This window comes from Streptomyces venezuelae, from assembly GCF_008642355.1.
GTDB classification, from domain to species: domain Bacteria; phylum Actinomycetota; class Actinomycetes; order Streptomycetales; family Streptomycetaceae; genus Streptomyces; species Streptomyces venezuelae_B.
This window is the reverse complement of record NZ_CP029193.1, coordinates 50739-68851: the sequence shown is the minus strand read 5'-3', so window position 1 is coordinate 68851 and position 18113 is coordinate 50739. Positions and strand designations below refer to the sequence as shown.

The following is an 18113-nucleotide window of genomic DNA, read 5'->3' as shown; positions in this document are numbered from 1 at the left end:
ACGCGCCGACCATAGCGTTCACACCCAACTCATTGCAACGACATGTAGAGAGACTTGTTGCATTAAGCGTGAGGTCATTGCTTCAACTTACCCGGATCTACCTGCTGTTATGAGGTTTCAATGCAACAAGTTTGTTGTTGAAACCGTGAATGCAACGTAGCGTTTCTGTCATCGGAAAGGGCGGGCCGCCGGGGCCCGCGCCACCGGATGAAGGAGCACACGATGCAGAAGTTCGACACCCCCGCCGCCGTCCGCACCGTCCTGGACATCCCCGCCGGGCGCATCCAGTTCATCGCCGCCGACCGCGCCGACACCACCGTCGAGGTCCGGCCCGCCGACCCCGCCCGGGACCGCGACGTGAAGGCGGCCGGGCAGACCGAAGTCGCCTACGCCGACGGTGTCCTGCGCATCCAGGCCCCCGAGGCCAGGAACCGTGTCCTGGGCACCACCGGTGCCGTCGAGGTCACCGTCCAGCTGCCCGCCGGATCCCACGTACGGGCCACCTCCTCGGCCGCCGGGTTCCGCGGCGTGGGACGCCTGGGCGAGGTCGTCTTCGACGGCGGCCACGGCTCCGTCAAGCTCGACGAGGCCACCGGCGCCCGCCTGAGCGCCCTCGACGCCGACATCTGGGTCGGCCGCCTGAACGGCGGCGGCGAGATCCGCACCCTGCGCGGCAACGTGCACATCGCCGAGGCCGGGCACGGCGCGCTCACCCTGAGCACCGAGCAGGGCGACATCACCGTCATCGCCGCCCGCGGCGTCAGCGCCACCCTGGACGCCGGCACCGCCTACGGCCGCATCGACAACGCCCTGCACCACACCGGCGCCACCCCCGCCCTGACCATCAAGGCCACCGTCGCCCAGGGCGACATCACCGCCCGCAGCCTCTGACCCCCGCCACGCTGTGCCGGCGCGGCCCCCCCGACCCCCACACCCCCCGGCCCCGCCCCGAGGTCGCCACTCGGAGCGGGGCTTCTCGGTGAGCGCGGCGATCGGAGCGAACAGACCGTGCGCTCCGCCCTCCGCCCCGCCCTCGTGGCCCGCGCCCTCGTGCCTCTCCTGGCCCGCGAAGAGGGCGGCCTCGGGGCCGGCCCCCACCGACAGACCGCCGCCCCGGCAGGCTCCGACCACCGCCGGCCGCCCCCCTCAACTCGCCGGGCCGCGGAGCCGGGTTGACGGCGCCACCCGCCCGGCGCGCGGCACCGCGGCGCGCCCGCAACCGGTGCGCTGGAGCGGGCCCGCAGGACGACGGGCACGGAGCGCTGCGGATGCGAAGTGCTCCCGCGCGCCCGAGCATGAGTCCATGGCCGAAGAACACGGCGGTCCGGACGGACCGGCCGAGCAGGCCCGGCAGGCGCTGCTCGCCGAGGGCTCCTACCTGATGGAGCCGGATGCCCTCTCGCAGTGCCTGGGCACGGACGACAGCGGGTGGCGCGCGTTCGCCGCGCACTGGGAGGACCTGGCCCCGGACACGTACGCGGCCGAACTGGGCACCAGACGGCTGCGGCGCTACGGGCGGTTCTGTCTCTCGCGGGCGGGCGAGCTCGCGGCGCAGGAGCACGCCGGCTTCCTCCAGCCGGAGCACAGCAACCCCTTGTACGTCGACGTGGACCGCCGCTTCGAGCCCCTGACCGCGGCCTTCGCCGGCGAGCCCGTGCTCGCCGCACTGATCCGGATGCTCGGCCGGGTCGCCACCTGCCTGGACGACGCGGACACCTGGGACGTGCAGGTGCACCCCTTCAGGATCGTGGCCGAGGCGGACGGTGAGGGCGAGCCCACCCCCGAGGGGCGTCACCGCGACGGCGTCACCCTGGTGACCTCCCTGCTCATCCACCGCGAGAACGCCACCGGCGGCCAGAGCACGGTGTACGGCCCGGACGGCACCGAGCGGATGACCACGACGCTGACCAGGCCCGGCACCCTGCTCCTGGGCGACGACCGTGCCACGCTGCACGGCGTCTCCCCGATCCGCCCCGCCGACCCCGCCCGCCCCGCCCGCCGCGACGTCCTGGTCACCACCCTGACCCCGCACTGACCGCCGGGACCGGCCGTGCCGGCCCCGGCAGGCCGGGTGGTCCTGCATGAACTCCTGCATGAACTCCTGCATGAACTCCTGCATGAACTCCTGCGTGAACTCCTACGCGAACGCCTCGTCGCGCAGGGTCGCCACCGCCTTCTCGATCCGCCGCAGGCGCGTCTCGGGTTTCTTCGCGCTCTCGATGGCGTGCACGTGTGCCCGCTTGCGGCTCGGCGACAGGCGGTCGTAGACCTTGCGGGCGATCGGGTCGGCGTCCAGCGCCCGGACGAAGTCGTCCGGCTCGACCAGGACGCGGGGCTCGGTGTCCAGGACGAGTTCGACCTCGACCTCCTCGCCGGTCTCCACCCCGGCGGCCTCCCGGTTGGCCTTGCTGAAACCGATCAGATGGCGGCCGCGCATGATGGCGAGCCGGCTGTTCCAGGAGTGCCCGTTGACGGTGATGGTCACGGCCGGCCGCTTGCCCCCGTCGAGCTTCTCCACGACCTCCAAAGGAACTTCCAGGCCCCGCATGGGCTCGGGAGGCTCGACGTAGGTTCGGAACTTCATCATCTGCTCCTGTCGGTGTGGGTGACCGTGCTGGTCACATCCTGACGGGGGCGGGCCTGCCGGGTGCGGGGATCGGCGCCATCCGTGTGGCCGTGTGGCACCACCCGCCCGGGCCGTGCCGTGACACACGCTCTCAGTCGAAGACCGGCTTGCGGTCCCGCGTGCGCTTGAGCTCGAAGAACCCGTCCGTCGCGGTGACCAGCAGCACCCCGTCCCACAGCCGGGCCGCCGCCTCGCCGCGCGGCACCGGCGTCACCACCGGACCGAAGAACGCGTTGCCGTCCACGGCGATCACCGGCGTGCCCACGTCGTAGCCGACCCGGTCCATGCCCTCGCGGTGCGAGGCGCGCAGCGCCGTGTCGTACTGGGTCGAGTCCATCGCCGCGGCCAGCCCCGCATCCAGCCCGGCCGCCTCCAGCGCCGCCTCCAGGGTGGCCCGGTCCTTGGGCGCCTTCTCGTGGTGGTAGCGCACGCCCAGTTCGGTGTAGAGACGGCCCAGCACCTCGGGACCGTACTTCTGCTCGGCGGCGACACACACCCGCACCGGCCCGAACCCCAGCCCCACCCGGTACTTGTGCGGCACGTCGCGCCCCTCGTTCAGGACCGCCAGGCTCATCACGTGCCAGCGGACCCGGACCGGCCGCAGCTGCTGCACCTCGGTGATCCACCGCGAGGCGATCCACGCCCACGGGCACTGCGGGTCGAACCAGAAGTCGACGGCGCTCACGCTCTGCTCGGACACGCCCGCCTCCTCTTTTCTCGGCATCGTGGATGTCCCTGTCACGCGGAGCCGGCCGAGGCGCCGGTGCGCAGCTCGCCGAGCACCTCCTCGGCGGCCTTGAGGGCACTGGCCACGCACTGGCCCACCCCGACCCCGTCGTAGGCGGCGCCGCACACCGCGAGCCCGCGCTGGCCGGCGACCGAGGCCCGGATGCGCGCCACCCGCTCCAGATGCCCCACCGTGTACTGCGGCACCGCCCGCTCCCACCGGCTCACCCGGGAGTCCAGCGGCCCACCGCGCACCCCGGTGACCTCGGCCAGCTCGGCGGCGGCGAGCGCGACCAGGTCCGCGTCGTCGCGGCCCAGCAGATCCTCGGCGCCGCTGCCGCCGCCCTGGCAGCGCACGATGTCCACCTCGCCCGCCAGGTGCGGCCACTTCATCGTGGAGAACGTGACGACCTTCATCGCCCGCCCGTCCACGGCCGGCACCCGGTAGCCGCTGTGCCCCAGGGGGCGCAGCGCATCAAGGGCCGTACGCGGGAAGGCGAGCGTGACGATGACGGACCCGGCGTGGGGGATCTCGGCGAGCGCCGCGGTGGCCTGGCCGGTGCCGGGGACACCGGCGAGCAGCGGGCCTGCCTGCGCCGCGGGCACGGCGACGATGACGGCGTCCGCGTCCAGGTGCTCCTCCCCGGCGGTGCCGTGCACGCTCACCCGCCAGCCCGCGCCGCGGCGTTCCAGGCCGCGCACGCGGGTTCCGGTGCGCACCTGCGCGTCCGGTGAGGCGGCGAGCAGACCGTCCGCGAGGACCTGCGGCAGCGAGCCGAGCCCGCCGGCCAGGGTGGAGATGCCGGTGGTGGGCTCCTGGCCCGGCGGCAGCGGCGCCGGCAGCAGCGCCTCCGCGGCCTGCGCCAGCGAGGCGCGCCGCCGGGACGCGGTGACCAGCGGGGTCAGGGTGGCCTCGAAGGACAGCTCGTCGGCCCGCCCGAAGTAGGCGTCCGACAAGAAGGGATCCACCAGGCGGTCCACGACCTCACGGCCCAGGCGCCCGCCCACCACCTCCGCCACCGACCGGTCGCCCTCCCGCCCCTCGCGCGGCAGCGTCAGGTCCTCGCGGGCCCGCGCCACGCCCTCCTCGGAGAGGATGCCGGACTTGGCGAGCTCGTCCATGTCGCAGGGCACGCCCATGAACTGCCGCTCCAGCGGCGGCCGCAGCTGCCCCCCGCTCCACACCGCCATCGACTTGGTGCCCGCCGCCACCACCCGCTCCTCCAGGCCGGCGGCCTTGAGCAGCCGGGCGGTCTTGGGCCGCCGGGCGTACGTCGACTCCGCGCCCTCGTCGATGACGACACCCGCCAGCTCCGAGACGGCCAGCTGCCCGCCCAGCCGGCCCGCGCCTTCCAGGACGGTCACCCGCACCGGCTCCTCGCGCAGGAAGAACGCCGCCGCCAGCCCCGCGACGCCGCCCCCCACGACGACGACATGCGGAGCCGTGCCCGACCGAGCCATTCCGTTGTCCGCCATACGACCTGCTCCTTCGTGGATACGGTGTCGCATCAGTTTTGAAGGGGCACCGATAGTCTCGGTTGAGCGGGAGTGGACCCCACAGCCCCCCGGCGGCGTCCCGCAACCCGCCCCGTTCCAGGGCGACTTGAGCGCCCCGGGGCGGCGCCCGCGCGCGGGCCCGCAGCGCGTTGCGTACGCCCGATTCATGCTCCACCCGCCGTCGACCGGACCGCTGGACATTACCGCTGCGCACAACACACCCCATGGATCCGAGGAGAGTGGTGGCATGCGGAAGGTCGTTTCCCAGGACGGCACAACGATCGCCTGTCGCAGCACCGGCGACGGCCCGCCGATCGTGCTGATGAACGGCGCGTTCCGCGACCACACCATCTTCGACGCACTGGTCCCGGAACTCGCGCCGCACTGCACCGTCCACGTCTACGACCGCCGGGGCCGGGGCCAGAGCGGCGACGCCCCGCACTACGCCGTCGAGCGGGAGATCGAGGACCTCGCCGCGGTCATCGACGACGCGGGCGGCCAGGCCGTCGTCTTCGCCGGCTCCACCGGCGCGAACCTCGCCCTCGAAGCGGCCCTGGCCGGGGTGCCCATCACCAGACTCGCCCTGCACGAGCCCTACTTCCGCACCGCCCCCCACCCCAAGCCGCCCGCCGACTGCATGGACACCCTCAAGGCGCTGCTCGCCCAGGACCGGCGCGGGCAGGCCGCGGAGTACTGGCTGCGCGAATTCCTCGGCCTGAGCGCCGAGACCATCGCCGACTGGCGCAAGGCACCCCTGTGGGCGACCAACGAGGCCAACGCCCACACCCTGCTGTACGACACGACCATCCTCGGCGACTTCGAGGTGCCCACCGCCCGCCTGGCGACCCTGCGCACCCCGGCGCTGGTCCTCAACAGCGACGCGACCGGCGACTGGCTGCGCGACGCGGCCCGCGCGACCGCCACCGCCCTGCCCGCCGGCTGGGGCATGCAGCTGCCCGGCTCCTGGCACCGCATCGACACCGACATCCTGGGCCGCGTCCTGGCCGGCTTCACCACCACCTGAACCGTCGGCACGCGCCACTGCCCGAGGACGTGATCCTCGGGCAGTGGCGCGTGCCGGCGCGGGTGCGGTCTAGGCCCCGGGAACCGTCCAGTTCTCGCGCAGCCACCCCTCCAGGCCGGTCAAGTCGGGTCGGATACGGCGCAGTTCGGCCATGTCCGCGCTGTAGCCCTCGGTGTCGAGCCAGTCGAACATCGCGGCCAGGTCCGGGCGGGCCGTGCGCAGCGGCTCGAAGGACCGCTGCTCGTAGCGGACCGGGACGCCCGCCACCCGCTCGAACGCCGCGGCGATCTGCGGTCCTGTCAGCTCGGCACTGGCGATCTCCACCCGCCGGCCCAGCCACGCACCCGGATCGCCGAAGGCGTCCGCGGCGAACGCCCCGATGTCACCGGTCGCGATGACCTGCACCGGGACCTCGGGCCGCAGCCACAGGCCGAGCACCAGCTCACCGCCGGCCGGCTTGGGGCCGAGGTCGAGCAGGATGTCGTAGAACATGGTCGGCCGCAGCACCGTCGCCGGCAGGCCGAGCTTGTCGATGTGCTGCTCGATGTTCCACTTGCTGCGGAAGTGCGGGATGACCTCGCAGCGGTCCGCGCCGCCCACCGAGCTGTACACGAAGTGGGCCACGCCCGCCTCGGCCGCGGCGTCCGCCACCGCCTTGCCCTGGCGCTCCTCGGCCTCCACACCGCCCGGCCCCCGGAACGTCTGGACGCTGAACACGCCCTGGACGCCCCGCATCGCCGCGCGCAGCGACGCCGGGTCCTCCAGGTCCCCGCGGACGAGCACCGCACCCGCCTCGGCGAGCGCACGCGCCGCATCGGCCCGCGGATCGCGCACCAGCGCGTGCACGACGCGTCCCCGCTCCAGCAGGGCGCGGGCCGTCGCACCCCCCTGCCGGCCGGTTCCGCCCAGCACCAGGACTGTTCCGTCTACCGTCACCGTATTCCTCCGTCGTGAAAGATGGCCGCGAAAGATGCGCCGCGAAAGGTGCCGTACCAACGAGGGGGCGGCCGCTGCCGGTCCGGCCGGTGCGGCCGCCCCCTTTTACGCCTGTCCCGGTACTCCGGGAATTCCGGGGATCCCGGAGGTTCCGGGGAATCAGGAAGCGGAATCCGCGGTGAGACGCGGCTCGAGAATGCGGGAGAACGCGTTCGCCAGCAGCTGCGCCGGGTTGTCGACGGCGCCCATGCTGCGCCACGCCACGTGGTTGTCCGGGCGCACCAGGACGGCGCCGTCCCCGGCGATCTCACGGACCCGCGCCCAGCCGCCCTCGATGTCGGCGAACTCCGCGCCCGCGCCGATGCACACCGACCGGATCGGCAGCGACAACTTCTCCGCCACCTGCGCGGCCGCCTCCGCCCACGCCCCGCCCCGCTCCCCGGTGATCAGGACGAACCCGGCCGGGGAGCCGGTCAGGTCGTGGGTCGACAGGCGCCGGCCGTCCTGCTCGAGCCAGGCGTGCGGCAGCCGGTGTCCGGGCCGGGTGGTGGGCTGGTACACATCGCGCATCGGCACCCGCGCGGGCGGCTCGCTGCCGTCGGGCACCAGCGCGCCCCGCTCGTAGTGGAAGCCGATCTCGAAGTCGTGCGCCTGGCAGCCGGCCCGGTGGGTGTCCAGGATCTCCGCGGTCCTGGCCCGCACCACCTCACCGATGGGGGACTGCTCGAAGTAGGAGGCGAACATCCGCTGCCGGCGCTGCGCGGGGGCGTGCGGACCCAGACCCACCGTGTCCAGGACCGCCTGGTGGTGCGAGGCCGCCGAGACCGCCCAGTCGACGTTGAGCCGGCACACCGGCTGCCGCTCCGCCTCGTAGGTGTCCAGCAGGCTGTCGTCGGCGCGGCCGTCGAGGACCGCGGCCAGCTTCCACGCCAGGTTGTGGGCGTCCTGGATGCCGGAGTTCAGGCCCAGGCCCACGGTGGGCGGCTGGCGGTGCGCGGAGTCACCGGCCAGCAGCACCCGCCCCTTGCGGTAGCGCTCGGCGACCAGCGCCTGCACCGTCCAGTTCGTCACGTGGTGCAGGGTCAGCTCCAGCTCGGGCAGGCCCAGCAGCTCCCGGACCCGGGCCACCACCGACTCCTCGTCGAGACGGTCGGCGTCCATCGGCGGGAAGTGCAGCACCCACTCCTCGCAGGCCTTGCCCCAGCTGGGCCCCATCTCGATGAGGTTGCTGCACAGGTCCGGGTCCTGGGCGTTGAGGAAGTGGGTCAGCAGCGTGCCCTCCTGCCACCACTGCGACAGGTCCGCGGTGAAGTAGGCGGTGGTCACATCGAGCAGTGCGGGCACGCCGCGCATCTCGATGCCCAGGGCGCTGCCGACCGTGCGGCCGCCGTCGGCACCGATCATGTAGCGGGCGGTGACCGTCGTCGTCTCGCCGGTGGCCCGCTCGCGGACCTCGGCGACCACCCGGTCGCCCTCGTCGGTGAAGCCGGTCATCTCGTGGCCGAACAGGATGCGCCCGGGGCGGCGCTGTTCGGCGGTGGCGCGCAGGATCGGCTCCAGGCGGACCTGGGGCAGCTTGACCGGCAGGACCGGCCCGGCCGCCGCGTACCGCTCGCGCAGCGAACCGCCGCCGAAGGCGTCGATCTCGTGGATGTGCCGGGCGTCCATCGGCCCGTCGCCGGCCAGCGAGGTCAGCCAGCGCAGCTTGCCGAACAGCTCCAGGGGCGCGCCCTGCTCCACCATCGGGGCGTCGAGCCCGTGCTGGCGGAAGATCTCCATCGTGCGCTGGTTGAGGTAGTGCGCCTTGGGCACGTGCGCGGTGTCCGCGTGCCGTTCGACGAGCAGGTGGTCCACACCGTGATCGGAGAGGAAGTTGGAGGCGGCAAGACCGCATCCGCCGCCGCCCACGATAAGAACCGGAACCTCGACTGTTCCCATTTTCGTCCTTCCGGAAGGTGACAGTCCCACGCTCACGGAAACTGCCGAATGTGCCGGGAATGAATGTGGCGTTGAGCTTTTCCGAGATGTTTTCGCGTGTCTCACCCGCGCCGCGCGGCGTCCGCCAGGGCGCGGTGCAGACGGTCGTCCTCGGTCTGTCCTGCCTCCCACTGCACGCCCAGGGCGAAGGGGTGACCCACCGCCTCGACCGCCTCGACGACGCCGTCGGGCGTGCGGGCGGTGGCGGTCAGGTTCTCGCCGACGCGGTCCACGGCCTGGTGGTGGTGGCAGGCGGTCTTGGGGGTGTCGTCGCCGAAGACCCCCGCGATGTGGCTGCCGGCGCGCAGATCCAGGACGTGCCGGCCGAACTCGAAGCCGGGACCCGGCGGGCGGTGCCCGTCGGTGCCGGTGACCTCCGGCAGATGCTGGTGCAAGGTGCCCCCGCAGCGCACGTTGAGCAGCTGCATGCCGCGGCAGATGGCCAGCAGCGGCAGCCCGCCCGCCAACGCGTCCCCGATCAGGGCGAGTTCGGCGCGGTCCAGCTCGGTGCTCGCGACCCGGGTCGAGGGGTGCCGCTCCTGCCCGTACAGCGCCGGGTCGATGTCCGGCCCGCCCGGGACGAGCAGGCCCTGCAGGCCCTGAAGGAGCTGCCCGACACCGGGCCGCACCGGCAGCACCACCGGGACGCAGCCCGCCGCGGCCAGGAAGTCCACGTGCGACTGGAGCGAGAGGCTGACCACCATGTCACTGCCCTGCAGGGTGACCGGGACCGTGCGTGCGGTGATCCCGACCACCGGCTTCGCCGAGTTCATCTCCACCCGCCCCTAGCCCTCGGTGCCCGGCGCGTCCGGCGACACGTAGACGAAGCCGTCCTCGACCTTCACCCGGTAGGTGGCGATCGGCCGGGTCGCGGGCGGGTTGACGGGCTCTCCGGTGCGCAGGTCGAAGCACGAGCCGTGCAGCCAGCACTCGATGGTGGTGCCGTAGACCTCGCCCTCGGCGAGGGAGACCTCGGCGTGCGAGCACAGGTCACTGACCGCGTACACGGTGTCGTCCCTGCGCACCAGTGCGACCGGGGCGTCCTCGACCTCCACCGCGATCGCGCCGCCGGCCGGGATCTTGTCCACCGGACAAACCTTGACGAAGCTCATCGCTCCCGCTCTCCTCCACAGTCAGGGGGCCCGGACCAGGGATCCGGACATCAGGGGCCGGTCCGGTGTCAGCCGGATCTCCACGCGCCGGGCCACACGTTCCGCCGGGGCTCTTGAGGATGACCCGAGCTCAGGACGAGGTTCATCGGAGCCCGCGGCCCCCGCCCCGCCCCGACCCGGCGTGCACGCCCCGCCCGGCCCGGCGTGCCCGCCCGCTACCAGGGCACCGGGCCGTCCTCCGACAGCGACGCCCCCGTGGGCCCGTCCGCGTCCAGCAGCGCGAGCCGCACCGCGATCACGGCACCCTGGGCGGGCGTGCGCTGCCCGCGATGGCCGTTGATGTCGGTGGCCACCACACCGGGGTGGGCCGCGTTCACCTTGATCGGGGTGTCCCGCAGCTCCTTGGCGTAGGCGAGGGTCAGGGCGTTCAGCGCGGTCTTGGAGGACTGGTAGGCGAGCATGTTGACGTGCGCCATGGGGGAGGCCGGGTCGGCGTTGAGGGCCAGCGACCCCAGGTGGCTGGACATGTTGACGATGCGTCCGGCCGGCGAGCGGCGCAGCAGCGGCAGCATCGCGTTGGTCACCGTGACCACGCCGAACACGTTGGTCTCGTACACCTCCCGCAGGTCGCCCGCCGCCGCCTGGCTGGGCGCGCCGGTGAACTGCCCGGCGATCCCGGCGTTGTTGACCAGGATGTCCAGGCGGCCGTAGCGCCGCTCGATGACGGCGGCGGCCTCGGCCACGCAGGCCGCGTCGCGCACGTCGACGCGCAGCGGCACCGCGGTGATGCCGCGGTCCGCGAGCACGGCGCTCGCCTGCTTGCCGCGCACCTCGTCCCTGGCGCCGACCAGGACGACGGCGCCCCGCTCGCCCAACTGCCGTGCGGTCTCCTGCCCGATGCCCTTGTTGGCGCCGGTGACGAGCGCGATCTTCTCAGGCACGTCCGTGGTCCCTTCTGTCCGTCGAAAAGGGGGGAGGGGGGTGGGTCACGCGCTGTGAGCCCACCGAAGCGTCACACAGTTCGCCCGGCCCGCCCGAGGCCGTGGTCGTGAACGCCGGGGATGTTCAACTGCGGCGACCGCGCGGTCGAACACCGCCCGTACGGCGCCCTGTTCGCCCGGCACTCGGGTGCGTGGTCCGTCCGGCACTTGCACCAACGCCCACGGCGGCGGCAGCCTGGTGGGCCGGCACTCGCCGCCGCCCGCCCCCGCCCTGCCCGTTCCGCCCCCGTGCGCCCGCCGCCGGGCGGCGCCGCGGCGGCGCCCGGCGCGGGCCCGACTCACAGGAGACGCCCCGATGCCACCGCGGATGAACAACCCTTCGCTGGTCGTGCCCGACGCCCTGCAGCCCCTGCTGGACCTGACCAAGGTCATCGGCAAGGTCGGCGTCCCGCAGCGCACGCTCGACCTCATCCGGCTGCGGGTGAGCCAGATCAACGGCCGCGTCTACACGATCCCCGACGACCTGGGGCAGGCCGCCGAGGCCGACGCCCGCCTGCCCCAGGTCGCCGAGTGGCGCGAGGCGACCTGCTTCACCCCCGCCGAGCGCGCCGCCCTGGCGCTGGCCGAGGACGCCACCGAGCTCAGCGGCCGCGAGGACGCGGTGCCCGACGAGGTCTGGCAGGACGCGGCCGGCCACTACACCGAGGAGGAACTGGCCTCCCTGGTCATCCACATCGGCCTGGTCAACTGCTGGAACCGCATCAACGTCGCCACCCGCCAGGTGCCCGCGGCCTGGCGCTGACCCGCCCCCGCCCCGGCCTGGCGCTGGCCCGCCCCCGCCCCACCGGGCCCCTCTTCACCCCGTGCGGCGGCGAGCGTCTGTCACATCCGTGCGCCGCCGGGCGTCATAGCAGTGACGACCGGGGCCCCACGCACCACCTGACCACCCAGCCGCAGGGAAGGAACCGCACCGTGTTGAAGCTCATCAACGCCGGTCTCGGCAGGACCGGGACCACGTCACTTCAGGTGGCGCTGGAACAGCTCGGTTACGGCCCCTGCTACCACATGTTCGACATCGTCGGCGACGAGAAGCGCCTGGAGCAGTGGGAACGCATCATCTGCGAGGGGCAGCAGCCCGACTGGGACGCGGTCTTCGAGGGCTACACCTCCGCGGTGGACGGCCCGCCCTCCTTCTACTACGACCAGATCGTCAAGGCCTTCCCCGAGGCCAAGGTCGTCCTGACGGTGCGCGACGCGGACGGCTGGTACGAGAGCACGTACAACACGCTCTACCAGTTCGTCCTGAAGAACAAGGAGACCCCTCCCGAGCCGGGCAGCCGCCAGGCCCGCGTCTTCCGCATGACCAACGTCATGACCTGGGAAGGGCTGTTCGAGGGGCGGTTCTCCGACAAGGACCACGCCATCGCGGTCTACCACCGCCGCAACCAGGAGATCATCGACGCGGTCCCCGCCGACAACCTCCTGGTCTACGACGTCACCCAGGGCTGGGAGCCGCTGTGCGCGTTCCTGGGCACCGAGACGCCCACCACCGCGTTCCCGCACGCCAACACCACCGCGAACATGCGTGAGCGGATGCAGCAGATGGCCGCCGGCGGCCCGCCCGCCCCCGGCGGCGGAACGCGATAACACCACCCGCACACCATCCGCGCACCATCCGCTTCTTTTTCTTTTCCTTTTCCCCGCGGACAGCCCGTGACCGGCTGGCCGCGGGGATTTTTCGTGGGCGGGGAACAAGTCCCGCTGTTCCGGCCCGATACCGCCGTTCCAGCCCCGCTCGACCGCCCGTCATTGTTCAACCACAGTTGTTTTCGCGCCACTTCCCGCAGCCGATAGTCTCGCGCCACCCCCAGGACCCGCCCGAGAAAATCGGCTTCGCCGGCCTGCCCGCATAACGGCCCGGCGGCGTATCTGCCTCAAGAAGGGGATTACGTGAGGAAGTTTCTGGCAATTACGGCGGCGGCCGCCACCGCCCTGGCGGGAACGGTCGCCGCGGCACCGGCGAAAGCCGCACCCGAGCGCCCGGCGTCCACCATCTCCTGGTCACCCTGCCCCGACGACGACCCCGTCGTCGGCGGCCTGCTGAAGGGTCTGGAGTGCGGCACGCTCGCCGTCCCGCTCGACCACACCAAACCGCGGGGCCGCACCATCGACCTGGCCCTCACCCGCGCCCGGCACACCGCACCCGAGGACCGCTACCAGGGCATCGCGCTGCTCAACCGCGGCCAGTGGCCCGGCCAGTTCGGCCGCGACCTGCCCACCCGGTTCGCCAAGGGCACCTCCGGCCTGTCCCCGGCCGTCGGCGCCACCTACGACTGGATCGGCTTCGACCCGCGCGGCACCGGCGCCAGCGAACCGCAGATCACCTGCGCGCCCGACTACGTCTGGCCCGGCAGGGCCCGCGCCGACCTGGTGCCGCAGAGCGCCGCCGAGGAACAGGCCTGGCGCACCCGGGCCCGCGACTTCGCCGAGAGCTGCGGCCGCACCCACGGCGACACCCTGAACTTCCTGAGCACCAAGGACACCGCCCGCGACCTGGACCTGATCCGCAAGGCGCTCGGCGAGGAACAACTGACCTACTTCGGCTGGGACTACGGCACCTACCTCGGCTCGGTCTACGCCTCGATGCACCCCCACCGGGTGCGCCGCATGGTCCTGGACACCGTGATGCTGCCCGGCAAGGGCTGGTACAAGAACGTCCTCGCCCAGAACGCCACCTTCGAAAAGAGCGCCCAGAACTATTTCTCCTGGATCGCCCGCAACGACGCGACCTACCACCTGGGCACCACCCGCGCCGCCGTCGAGGCCAAGTACTACGAAGGCATGGCCAAGCTGCGCGCCGCCCCCGTCGAGGGAAAGATCGGCCCGGCCGAGTACACCGAGGTCTTCCTCATCGACCTCTACCGCCGCTCCGCCTGGACCGGCCACACCAAGGCCCTGGCCGACTGGGTGCTGCGCGACGACGCCACCGGCCTCAAGGCCGCCTTCAACGAGCCCGGCTACCCGACACAGAACAAGCAGGCCATGTACAGCGCGGTGCAGTGCACCGACTCGCCCTGGCCGCTCGACTGGCGGCGCTGGCACCGCGACTTCACCCGCGACCACCGCGCCGGCAACACCTTCCTGACCTGGTACAACGCCTGGTACAACGCGCCGTGCGCGTTCTGGCCCGCGCCCGCGGGCACCCCGCAGAAGGTCGGCGCCAAGGACGTGAACGTCCTGGTCGTGCAGGGCGAGCACGTCGCCGGGTCCCCGCTGGCAGGCGCCCGCGACATGCACCGCAGGTTCCCCGACTCCCGGCTGCTGGTGGAGCAGGGCGGCTACGAACACGAGACGTCCCTGTCCCGCAACGCCAACGCCTGCGTCAACACGGTGGTCGACGCCTACCTGAAGGACGGCAGCCGCCCGGCCGCCGCCCGCGGCGCCGACGCCACCTGCCAGGCGCCCGCGCCGCCGCAGCCCGCCCCGTAACACTCGTAACACCTTGCGGAAGACCCGGAGAAAAGAAGTCCGCCCGCGTGTTCAACCGCGTGAAATCAGCGGTTGAACACGCGGGCGGGCAGGCCCACTTATGAATTCAGTACCTTCATTGCAGCCGAACATGCTGATGTGTAGTTTGACAGCGACGATTCCTCAGCCGCCCGCGTGGAAGGTCAACAATGGAAACTGGCGTAATCATTGTCGGTGCCGGTCCTGTCGGATTGATGCTGGCCTGTGAACTCCACCTGGGCGGTGTGAATGTCACCGTCTTCGACAAGCTTCCCGCCCCCTCCGGGGAATCCCGCGCACTCGGCTTCAACCGGCGCGCGGCGGAAACGCTCGACCAGCGCGGACTGCTCGCCGGGCTCGGTGAATTCCGGTGGGGGCCGATGGGCCACTTCGGCGGCGTCCGTTTCGATCTCGGCATGCTGGAGGAGGACCACAGCGGCGTCCTGGGACTCTCCCAGGCCCGCACCGAGGCGATGCTCGCCGCCCGGCTCGCCGAGCTGGGCGTGCCGGTGCGCCGCGGCGTCGAGGTCACCGGGGTGCGCGAGGAGAGCGACGGCGTCGTCGTCACCTGCCAGGAACCCGCGGGCACCGGCGAGCACCGCGCCCGCTACGTGGTGGGCTGCGACGGCCCGCACAGCACCGTCCGCGCCGCCGCCCGCATCCCCGCCCGCCGGTGGGAGGCCACCCGCGGCATGTACACCGCGGAGCTCACCGGCATCACGCTGCGCCCGCGGCCCATCGGGGAGCGCCTGCCCGGCGGCCACATGGTGGTGTGCACCCCGCTGGGCGAGGGCCGCTGCCGCATCGTCGTCCACGACAAGGACCTGTCCCCCCACCAAGACCCCGATACCCTGACGTTCCCTCAAGTCGCCGACGCCTGGCAGAAGTTGACCGGCGAGCGCATCCACCACGCGAGCGCGCAGTGGATGTGGGCCTGCAACAACGCGGCCGCCCTGGCGGACGAGTACCGGCGCGGCCGGGTGCTGCTGGCGGGCGACGCCGCCCACGCCATGCCGCCGCTGGCCGCCTGGAGTCTGAGCGCCGGGCTGCAGGACGCGGCGAACCTCGGCTGGAAACTGGCCGCCCACCTGGCCGGCTGGGCCCCCGAACACCTCCTGGACACCTACCACACCGAACGCCACCCCGTCGGGGAGCAGTTGATCCGCAACGCGCAGGCGGCGTCGATGCTCTACCTCGGCGACGCCGACATGGATCCGCTGCGCGGCGTGCTGGGCGAGCTGGTGGAGCACGAACAGGCCGCCGGGCAGCTGGCCGGCATCGTGAGCGGCCTGGGCATCGGCTACGACCTGGGGCCGGGGGAGCACCCCCTGCTGGGCCGGCGCATGCCGCCCCAGCGGGAACTGACCCGCCCCGACGGCACCCGCACCCGCGTCGCGGAACTGCTGCACGCCGCGCGCGGCGTCCTGATCGCCACCGACGGCGCGGACGGCAAGGCGGCCCGGCTCGCCCAGGACTGGGCCGACCGCATCGACATCGTCACCGGCACCTGGGCCACCGACCCCACCGACCCCACCGTCCCGGCCGTCCCGGCCCCCGAGGCCGTCCTGGTCCGCCCCGACGGCTACGTCGCCTGGACCGCGCCGGGCAGCGACCGCGACCTCACCGACGCCCTTGGCCACTGGTTCGGCACCCCCGGCGCCACCCACCCCACAGGAGTGTGAGCATGACCAGGGATGTGATCGTCGTCGGCGCGGGCCCGGTCGGGCTGATGATGGCCGGCGAACTGCGCCTGGCCGGCGCCGACGTCGTCGTCTACGAGAAGCTGCCCGCCCCGGCCCGCGAGTCCCGCGGCGCCAGCCTCACCCGCCGCGCGGTGGAGAGCTTCGACCAGCGCGGCCTGCTCGCCCGGCTCGGCGCCACGGAACCGGCCGACGCCCACTTCGGCGGGGTGCCCATCGACCTGGGCCTGCTGGAGGAGGACCACAGCGGCGCCCGCGGCGTCTCGCAGTTCCGCACCGAACGGATGCTGGAGGACTGGGCGGGCGGACTGGGCGTGCCCATCCGCCGCGGATACGAGGTCACCGGCCTCACCCAGGACACCGACGGCGTCGAGGTGACCTTCGACGGACCCGGAGGGCCCGGCCGCGACCACGCCCGCTACCTGATCGGCTGCGACGGCGGCCGCAGCACCGTCCGCAAGCTCACCGGCATCGACTTCCCCGGCCCCGAACCCACCCGCGGCTTCTACACCGCCGACGTGACCGGCATCGAGACCCGCCGCCGGCGCATCGGGGAGAACCTCCCCGACGGCAGCATGATCATGGCGATGGACCTGGAGAACGGCGTCACCCGCGTCGTCGCCTACGAACGGGGCACCCGCCCCAAGGACCGCGAGGCCCTCACGTACGGCGAACTCGCCGACGCCTGGCAGCGCCTGACCGGCGAGTCCATCCACCACGGACAGTGCCGCTGGATCAGCTGCTTCACCGACGCCTCCCGGGTGGCCGCCGACTACCGGCGCGGCCGGATCCTCCTGGCCGGCGACGCCACCCACGTCCAGCCGCCCGCGATGGCCCAGGGGCTGAGCGTGGGCGTGCAGGACGCGGTGAACCTCGGCTGGAAACTGGCCGCGGTCCTGGCCGGCCACGCCCCCGACACGCTCCTGGACACCTACCACGCCGAACGCCACCCGATCGGGGAGCAACTGGCCCGCAACGCCCGCGCCGCGATCGAACTGCGCCTGACCGGCCAGGAGATGGCCCCGCTGCGCGCGGTCCTCGGCGAGGTCCTCACCCACCAGGACGCCGCCACCCACCTGGCCGGAGTCCTCAGCGGCCTGGGCATCCGCTACGACATGGGCCCCGGCACCCACCCCCTGCTGGGCCGGCGCATGCCGCCCCAGCGGGAACTGACCCGCCCCGACGGCACCCGCACCCGCGTCGCGGAACTGCTGCACGCCGCGCGCGGCGTCCTGATCGCCACCGACGGCGCGGACGGCACCGGCTCCAAGGCCGCCCAGCTCGCCCAGGACTGGGCCGACCGCATCGACATCGTCACCGGCACCTGGAGCAGCGGGACATCCGGCCCGCAGGCGCAGGCCGTCCTCATCCGGCCCGACGGCTACGTCGCCTGGACCGCACCCGGCAGCGACAGCGACCTCACCGACGCCCTGACCCGCTGGTTCGGCGCCCCGCACCCGCCCGCCCGGCCGCTCTGAGCTCCCGCGCGCCGCACCGCCGCCACCCCCCGACCCCCAGGAGATGCCCGTGACGACCGGAGTCACCGTCTGGCTCACCGGCCTGCCCAGCGCCGGCAAGACCACCATCGCCTACGAGCTGGCCGCCCGGCTCCGCGCGGACGGCCGCCGCGTGGAGGTCCTGGACGGCGACGAGATCCGCGAGGCGCTCTCGGCCGGCCTCGGCTTCTCCCGCGCCGACCGCGACACCAACGTGCAGCGCATCGGCTTCGTCGCCGAACTCCTGGCCCGCAACGGCATCCTGGCGCTGGCCCCGGTCATCGCGCCGTACACCGACAGCCGCGAAGCGGTCCGCAAACGCCACGACTCCAACCGCACCCCCTACCTCGAAGTGCACGTCGCCACCCCGCTGGAGGTGTGCAGCGCACGCGACGTGAAGGGCCTGTACGCCAAGCAGGCCGCCGGACAGCTGACCGGTCTGACCGGCGTGGACGACCCCTACGAGGAGCCGGCCGCACCGGACCTGCGCCTCCACGCCCAGCACCAGAGCGTGGCTCAGTCCGCCGCCGCGGTGCACGCCCTGCTCACCGAGAGGGGACTGCTGTGACAC

At 72.9% G+C, this 18113-nt stretch carries 17 protein-coding genes; 9 read left to right on the top strand and 8 right to left on the bottom strand.

Annotation, left to right across the window (positions count from 1 at the left end; genetic code table 11):
* The first annotated feature begins 222 nt into the window (after positions 1-222).
* Together DEJ47_RS00310 and DEJ47_RS00305 are read left to right on the top strand one after the other, a co-directional pair.
* Positions 223-891 carry a DUF4097 family beta strand repeat-containing protein gene (locus tag DEJ47_RS00310; RefSeq protein ID WP_150163920.1) on the top strand — a complete coding sequence of 223 codons (669 nt, stop codon included), beginning with the start codon at positions 223-225 and terminating at the stop codon, positions 889-891.
* Positions 892-1303: 412 nt separating this feature from the next.
* Complete coding sequence (locus tag DEJ47_RS00305) at positions 1304-2035, top strand: 2OG-Fe dioxygenase family protein (RefSeq protein ID WP_150163919.1); 732 nt, start codon at positions 1304-1306, stop codon at positions 2033-2035.
* A 102-nt stretch (positions 2036-2137) separates the two neighbouring features.
* Here DEJ47_RS00305 and DEJ47_RS00300 read toward each other — a convergent pair whose 3' ends face one another.
* The 3 genes from DEJ47_RS00300 to hemG all read right to left on the bottom strand — a co-directional run bounded on the left by DEJ47_RS00300 (position 2138) and on the right by hemG (position 4828).
* Positions 2138-2584: a YdeI/OmpD-associated family protein gene (locus DEJ47_RS00300; protein WP_150163918.1), complete on the bottom strand. Its 447-nt coding sequence runs from the start codon at positions 2582-2584 to the stop codon at positions 2138-2140.
* 133 nt (positions 2585-2717) lie between these two features.
* On the bottom strand, positions 2718-3350 hold the full coding sequence (locus DEJ47_RS00295; protein WP_150163917.1) for a DsbA family protein: 633 nt from the start codon (positions 3348-3350) through the stop codon (positions 2718-2720).
* Positions 3351-3364: 14 nt separating this feature from the next.
* Positions 3365-4828: a protoporphyrinogen oxidase gene (gene hemG, locus DEJ47_RS00290; RefSeq protein ID WP_150163916.1), complete on the bottom strand. Its 1464-nt coding sequence runs from the start codon at positions 4826-4828 to the stop codon at positions 3365-3367.
* Positions 4829-5096: 268 nt separating this feature from the next.
* Here hemG and DEJ47_RS00285 point away from each other — a divergent pair, with 268 nt between their 5' ends.
* Positions 5097-5873 carry an alpha/beta fold hydrolase gene (locus DEJ47_RS00285; RefSeq protein WP_150163915.1) on the top strand — a complete coding sequence of 259 codons (777 nt, stop codon included), beginning with the start codon at positions 5097-5099 and terminating at the stop codon, positions 5871-5873.
* Between the two features lie 69 nt (positions 5874-5942).
* Here DEJ47_RS00285 and DEJ47_RS00280 read toward each other — a convergent pair whose 3' ends face one another.
* From DEJ47_RS00280 to DEJ47_RS00260, 5 genes are all read right to left on the bottom strand, one after another.
* Positions 5943-6809: an NmrA/HSCARG family protein gene (locus tag DEJ47_RS00280; protein WP_150163914.1), complete on the bottom strand. Its 867-nt coding sequence runs from the start codon at positions 6807-6809 to the stop codon at positions 5943-5945.
* 159 nt (positions 6810-6968) lie between these two features.
* Positions 6969-8747, bottom strand: coding sequence for an FAD-dependent monooxygenase (locus tag DEJ47_RS00275; protein ID WP_150163913.1), 1779 nt, complete (start codon positions 8745-8747; stop codon positions 6969-6971).
* 101 nt (positions 8748-8848) lie between these two features.
* The gene (locus DEJ47_RS00270; RefSeq protein WP_150163912.1) at positions 8849-9559 is read right to left on the bottom strand and encodes a gamma-glutamyl-gamma-aminobutyrate hydrolase family protein; all 711 of its coding nucleotides are present in this window, start codon (positions 9557-9559) and stop codon (positions 8849-8851) included.
* 12 nt (positions 9560-9571) lie between these two features.
* Complete coding sequence (locus DEJ47_RS00265) at positions 9572-9898, bottom strand: Rieske (2Fe-2S) protein (protein WP_150163911.1); 327 nt, start codon at positions 9896-9898, stop codon at positions 9572-9574.
* 215 nt (positions 9899-10113) lie between these two features.
* Complete coding sequence (locus tag DEJ47_RS00260) at positions 10114-10839, bottom strand: SDR family oxidoreductase (RefSeq protein WP_150163910.1); 726 nt, start codon at positions 10837-10839, stop codon at positions 10114-10116.
* Between the two features lie 355 nt (positions 10840-11194).
* On the opposite strand from DEJ47_RS00260, the gene DEJ47_RS00255 reads away from it, so the two are divergent.
* The 6 genes from DEJ47_RS00255 (at position 11195) to cysC (ending at position 18110) form a co-directional block, all read left to right on the top strand.
* Positions 11195-11641, top strand: a complete 447-nt coding sequence (locus DEJ47_RS00255) for a carboxymuconolactone decarboxylase family protein (RefSeq protein WP_150163909.1) — start codon at positions 11195-11197, stop codon at positions 11639-11641.
* A 170-nt stretch (positions 11642-11811) separates the two neighbouring features.
* The gene (locus DEJ47_RS00250) at positions 11812-12486 is read left to right on the top strand and encodes a sulfotransferase family protein (protein ID WP_150163908.1); all 675 of its coding nucleotides are present in this window, start codon (positions 11812-11814) and stop codon (positions 12484-12486) included.
* 303 nt (positions 12487-12789) lie between these two features.
* Positions 12790-14328 carry an alpha/beta hydrolase gene (locus tag DEJ47_RS00245; protein ID WP_150163907.1) on the top strand — a complete coding sequence of 513 codons (1539 nt, stop codon included), beginning with the start codon at positions 12790-12792 and terminating at the stop codon, positions 14326-14328.
* A gap of 188 nt (positions 14329-14516) precedes the next feature.
* Positions 14517-16028, top strand: a complete 1512-nt coding sequence (locus DEJ47_RS00240; RefSeq protein WP_150163906.1) for an FAD-dependent monooxygenase — start codon at positions 14517-14519, stop codon at positions 16026-16028.
* Positions 16029-16030: 2 nt separating this feature from the next.
* Positions 16031-17524 (top strand): FAD-dependent monooxygenase, encoded by a 1494-nt coding sequence (locus DEJ47_RS00235; RefSeq protein ID WP_150163905.1) that lies wholly within the window; start codon positions 16031-16033, stop codon positions 17522-17524.
* Positions 17525-17573: 49 nt separating this feature from the next.
* A complete protein-coding gene (gene cysC, locus DEJ47_RS00230; protein ID WP_150163904.1) occupies positions 17574-18110 on the top strand; it encodes an adenylyl-sulfate kinase in 537 nt (178 codons plus the stop codon).
* Positions 18111-18113 lie beyond the last annotated feature (3 nt).

Coding starts and splice junctions, on each gene's coding strand:
- DEJ47_RS00310 (WP_150163920.1), top strand. CDS start 223: ATGCAGAAGTTCGACACCCCCGCCGCCGTCCGCACCGTCCTGGACATC.
- DEJ47_RS00305 (WP_150163919.1), top strand. CDS start 1,304: ATGGCCGAAGAACACGGCGGTCCGGACGGACCGGCCGAGCAGGCCCGG.
- DEJ47_RS00300 (WP_150163918.1), bottom strand. CDS start 2,584: ATGAAGTTCCGAACCTACGTCGAGCCTCCCGAGCCCATGCGGGGCCTG.
- DEJ47_RS00295 (WP_150163917.1), bottom strand. CDS start 3,350: ATGCCGAGAAAAGAGGAGGCGGGCGTGTCCGAGCAGAGCGTGAGCGCC.
- hemG (WP_150163916.1), bottom strand. CDS start 4,828: ATGGCGGACAACGGAATGGCTCGGTCGGGCACGGCTCCGCATGTCGTC.
- DEJ47_RS00285 (WP_150163915.1), top strand. CDS start 5,097: ATGCGGAAGGTCGTTTCCCAGGACGGCACAACGATCGCCTGTCGCAGC.
- DEJ47_RS00275 (WP_150163913.1), bottom strand. CDS start 8,747: ATGGGAACAGTCGAGGTTCCGGTTCTTATCGTGGGCGGCGGCGGATGC.
- DEJ47_RS00270 (WP_150163912.1), bottom strand. CDS start 9,559: ATGAACTCGGCGAAGCCGGTGGTCGGGATCACCGCACGCACGGTCCCG.
- DEJ47_RS00265 (WP_150163911.1), bottom strand. CDS start 9,898: ATGAGCTTCGTCAAGGTTTGTCCGGTGGACAAGATCCCGGCCGGCGGC.
- DEJ47_RS00255 (WP_150163909.1), top strand. CDS start 11,195: ATGCCACCGCGGATGAACAACCCTTCGCTGGTCGTGCCCGACGCCCTG.
- DEJ47_RS00240 (WP_150163906.1), top strand. CDS start 14,517: ATGGAAACTGGCGTAATCATTGTCGGTGCCGGTCCTGTCGGATTGATG.
- DEJ47_RS00235 (WP_150163905.1), top strand. CDS start 16,031: ATGACCAGGGATGTGATCGTCGTCGGCGCGGGCCCGGTCGGGCTGATG.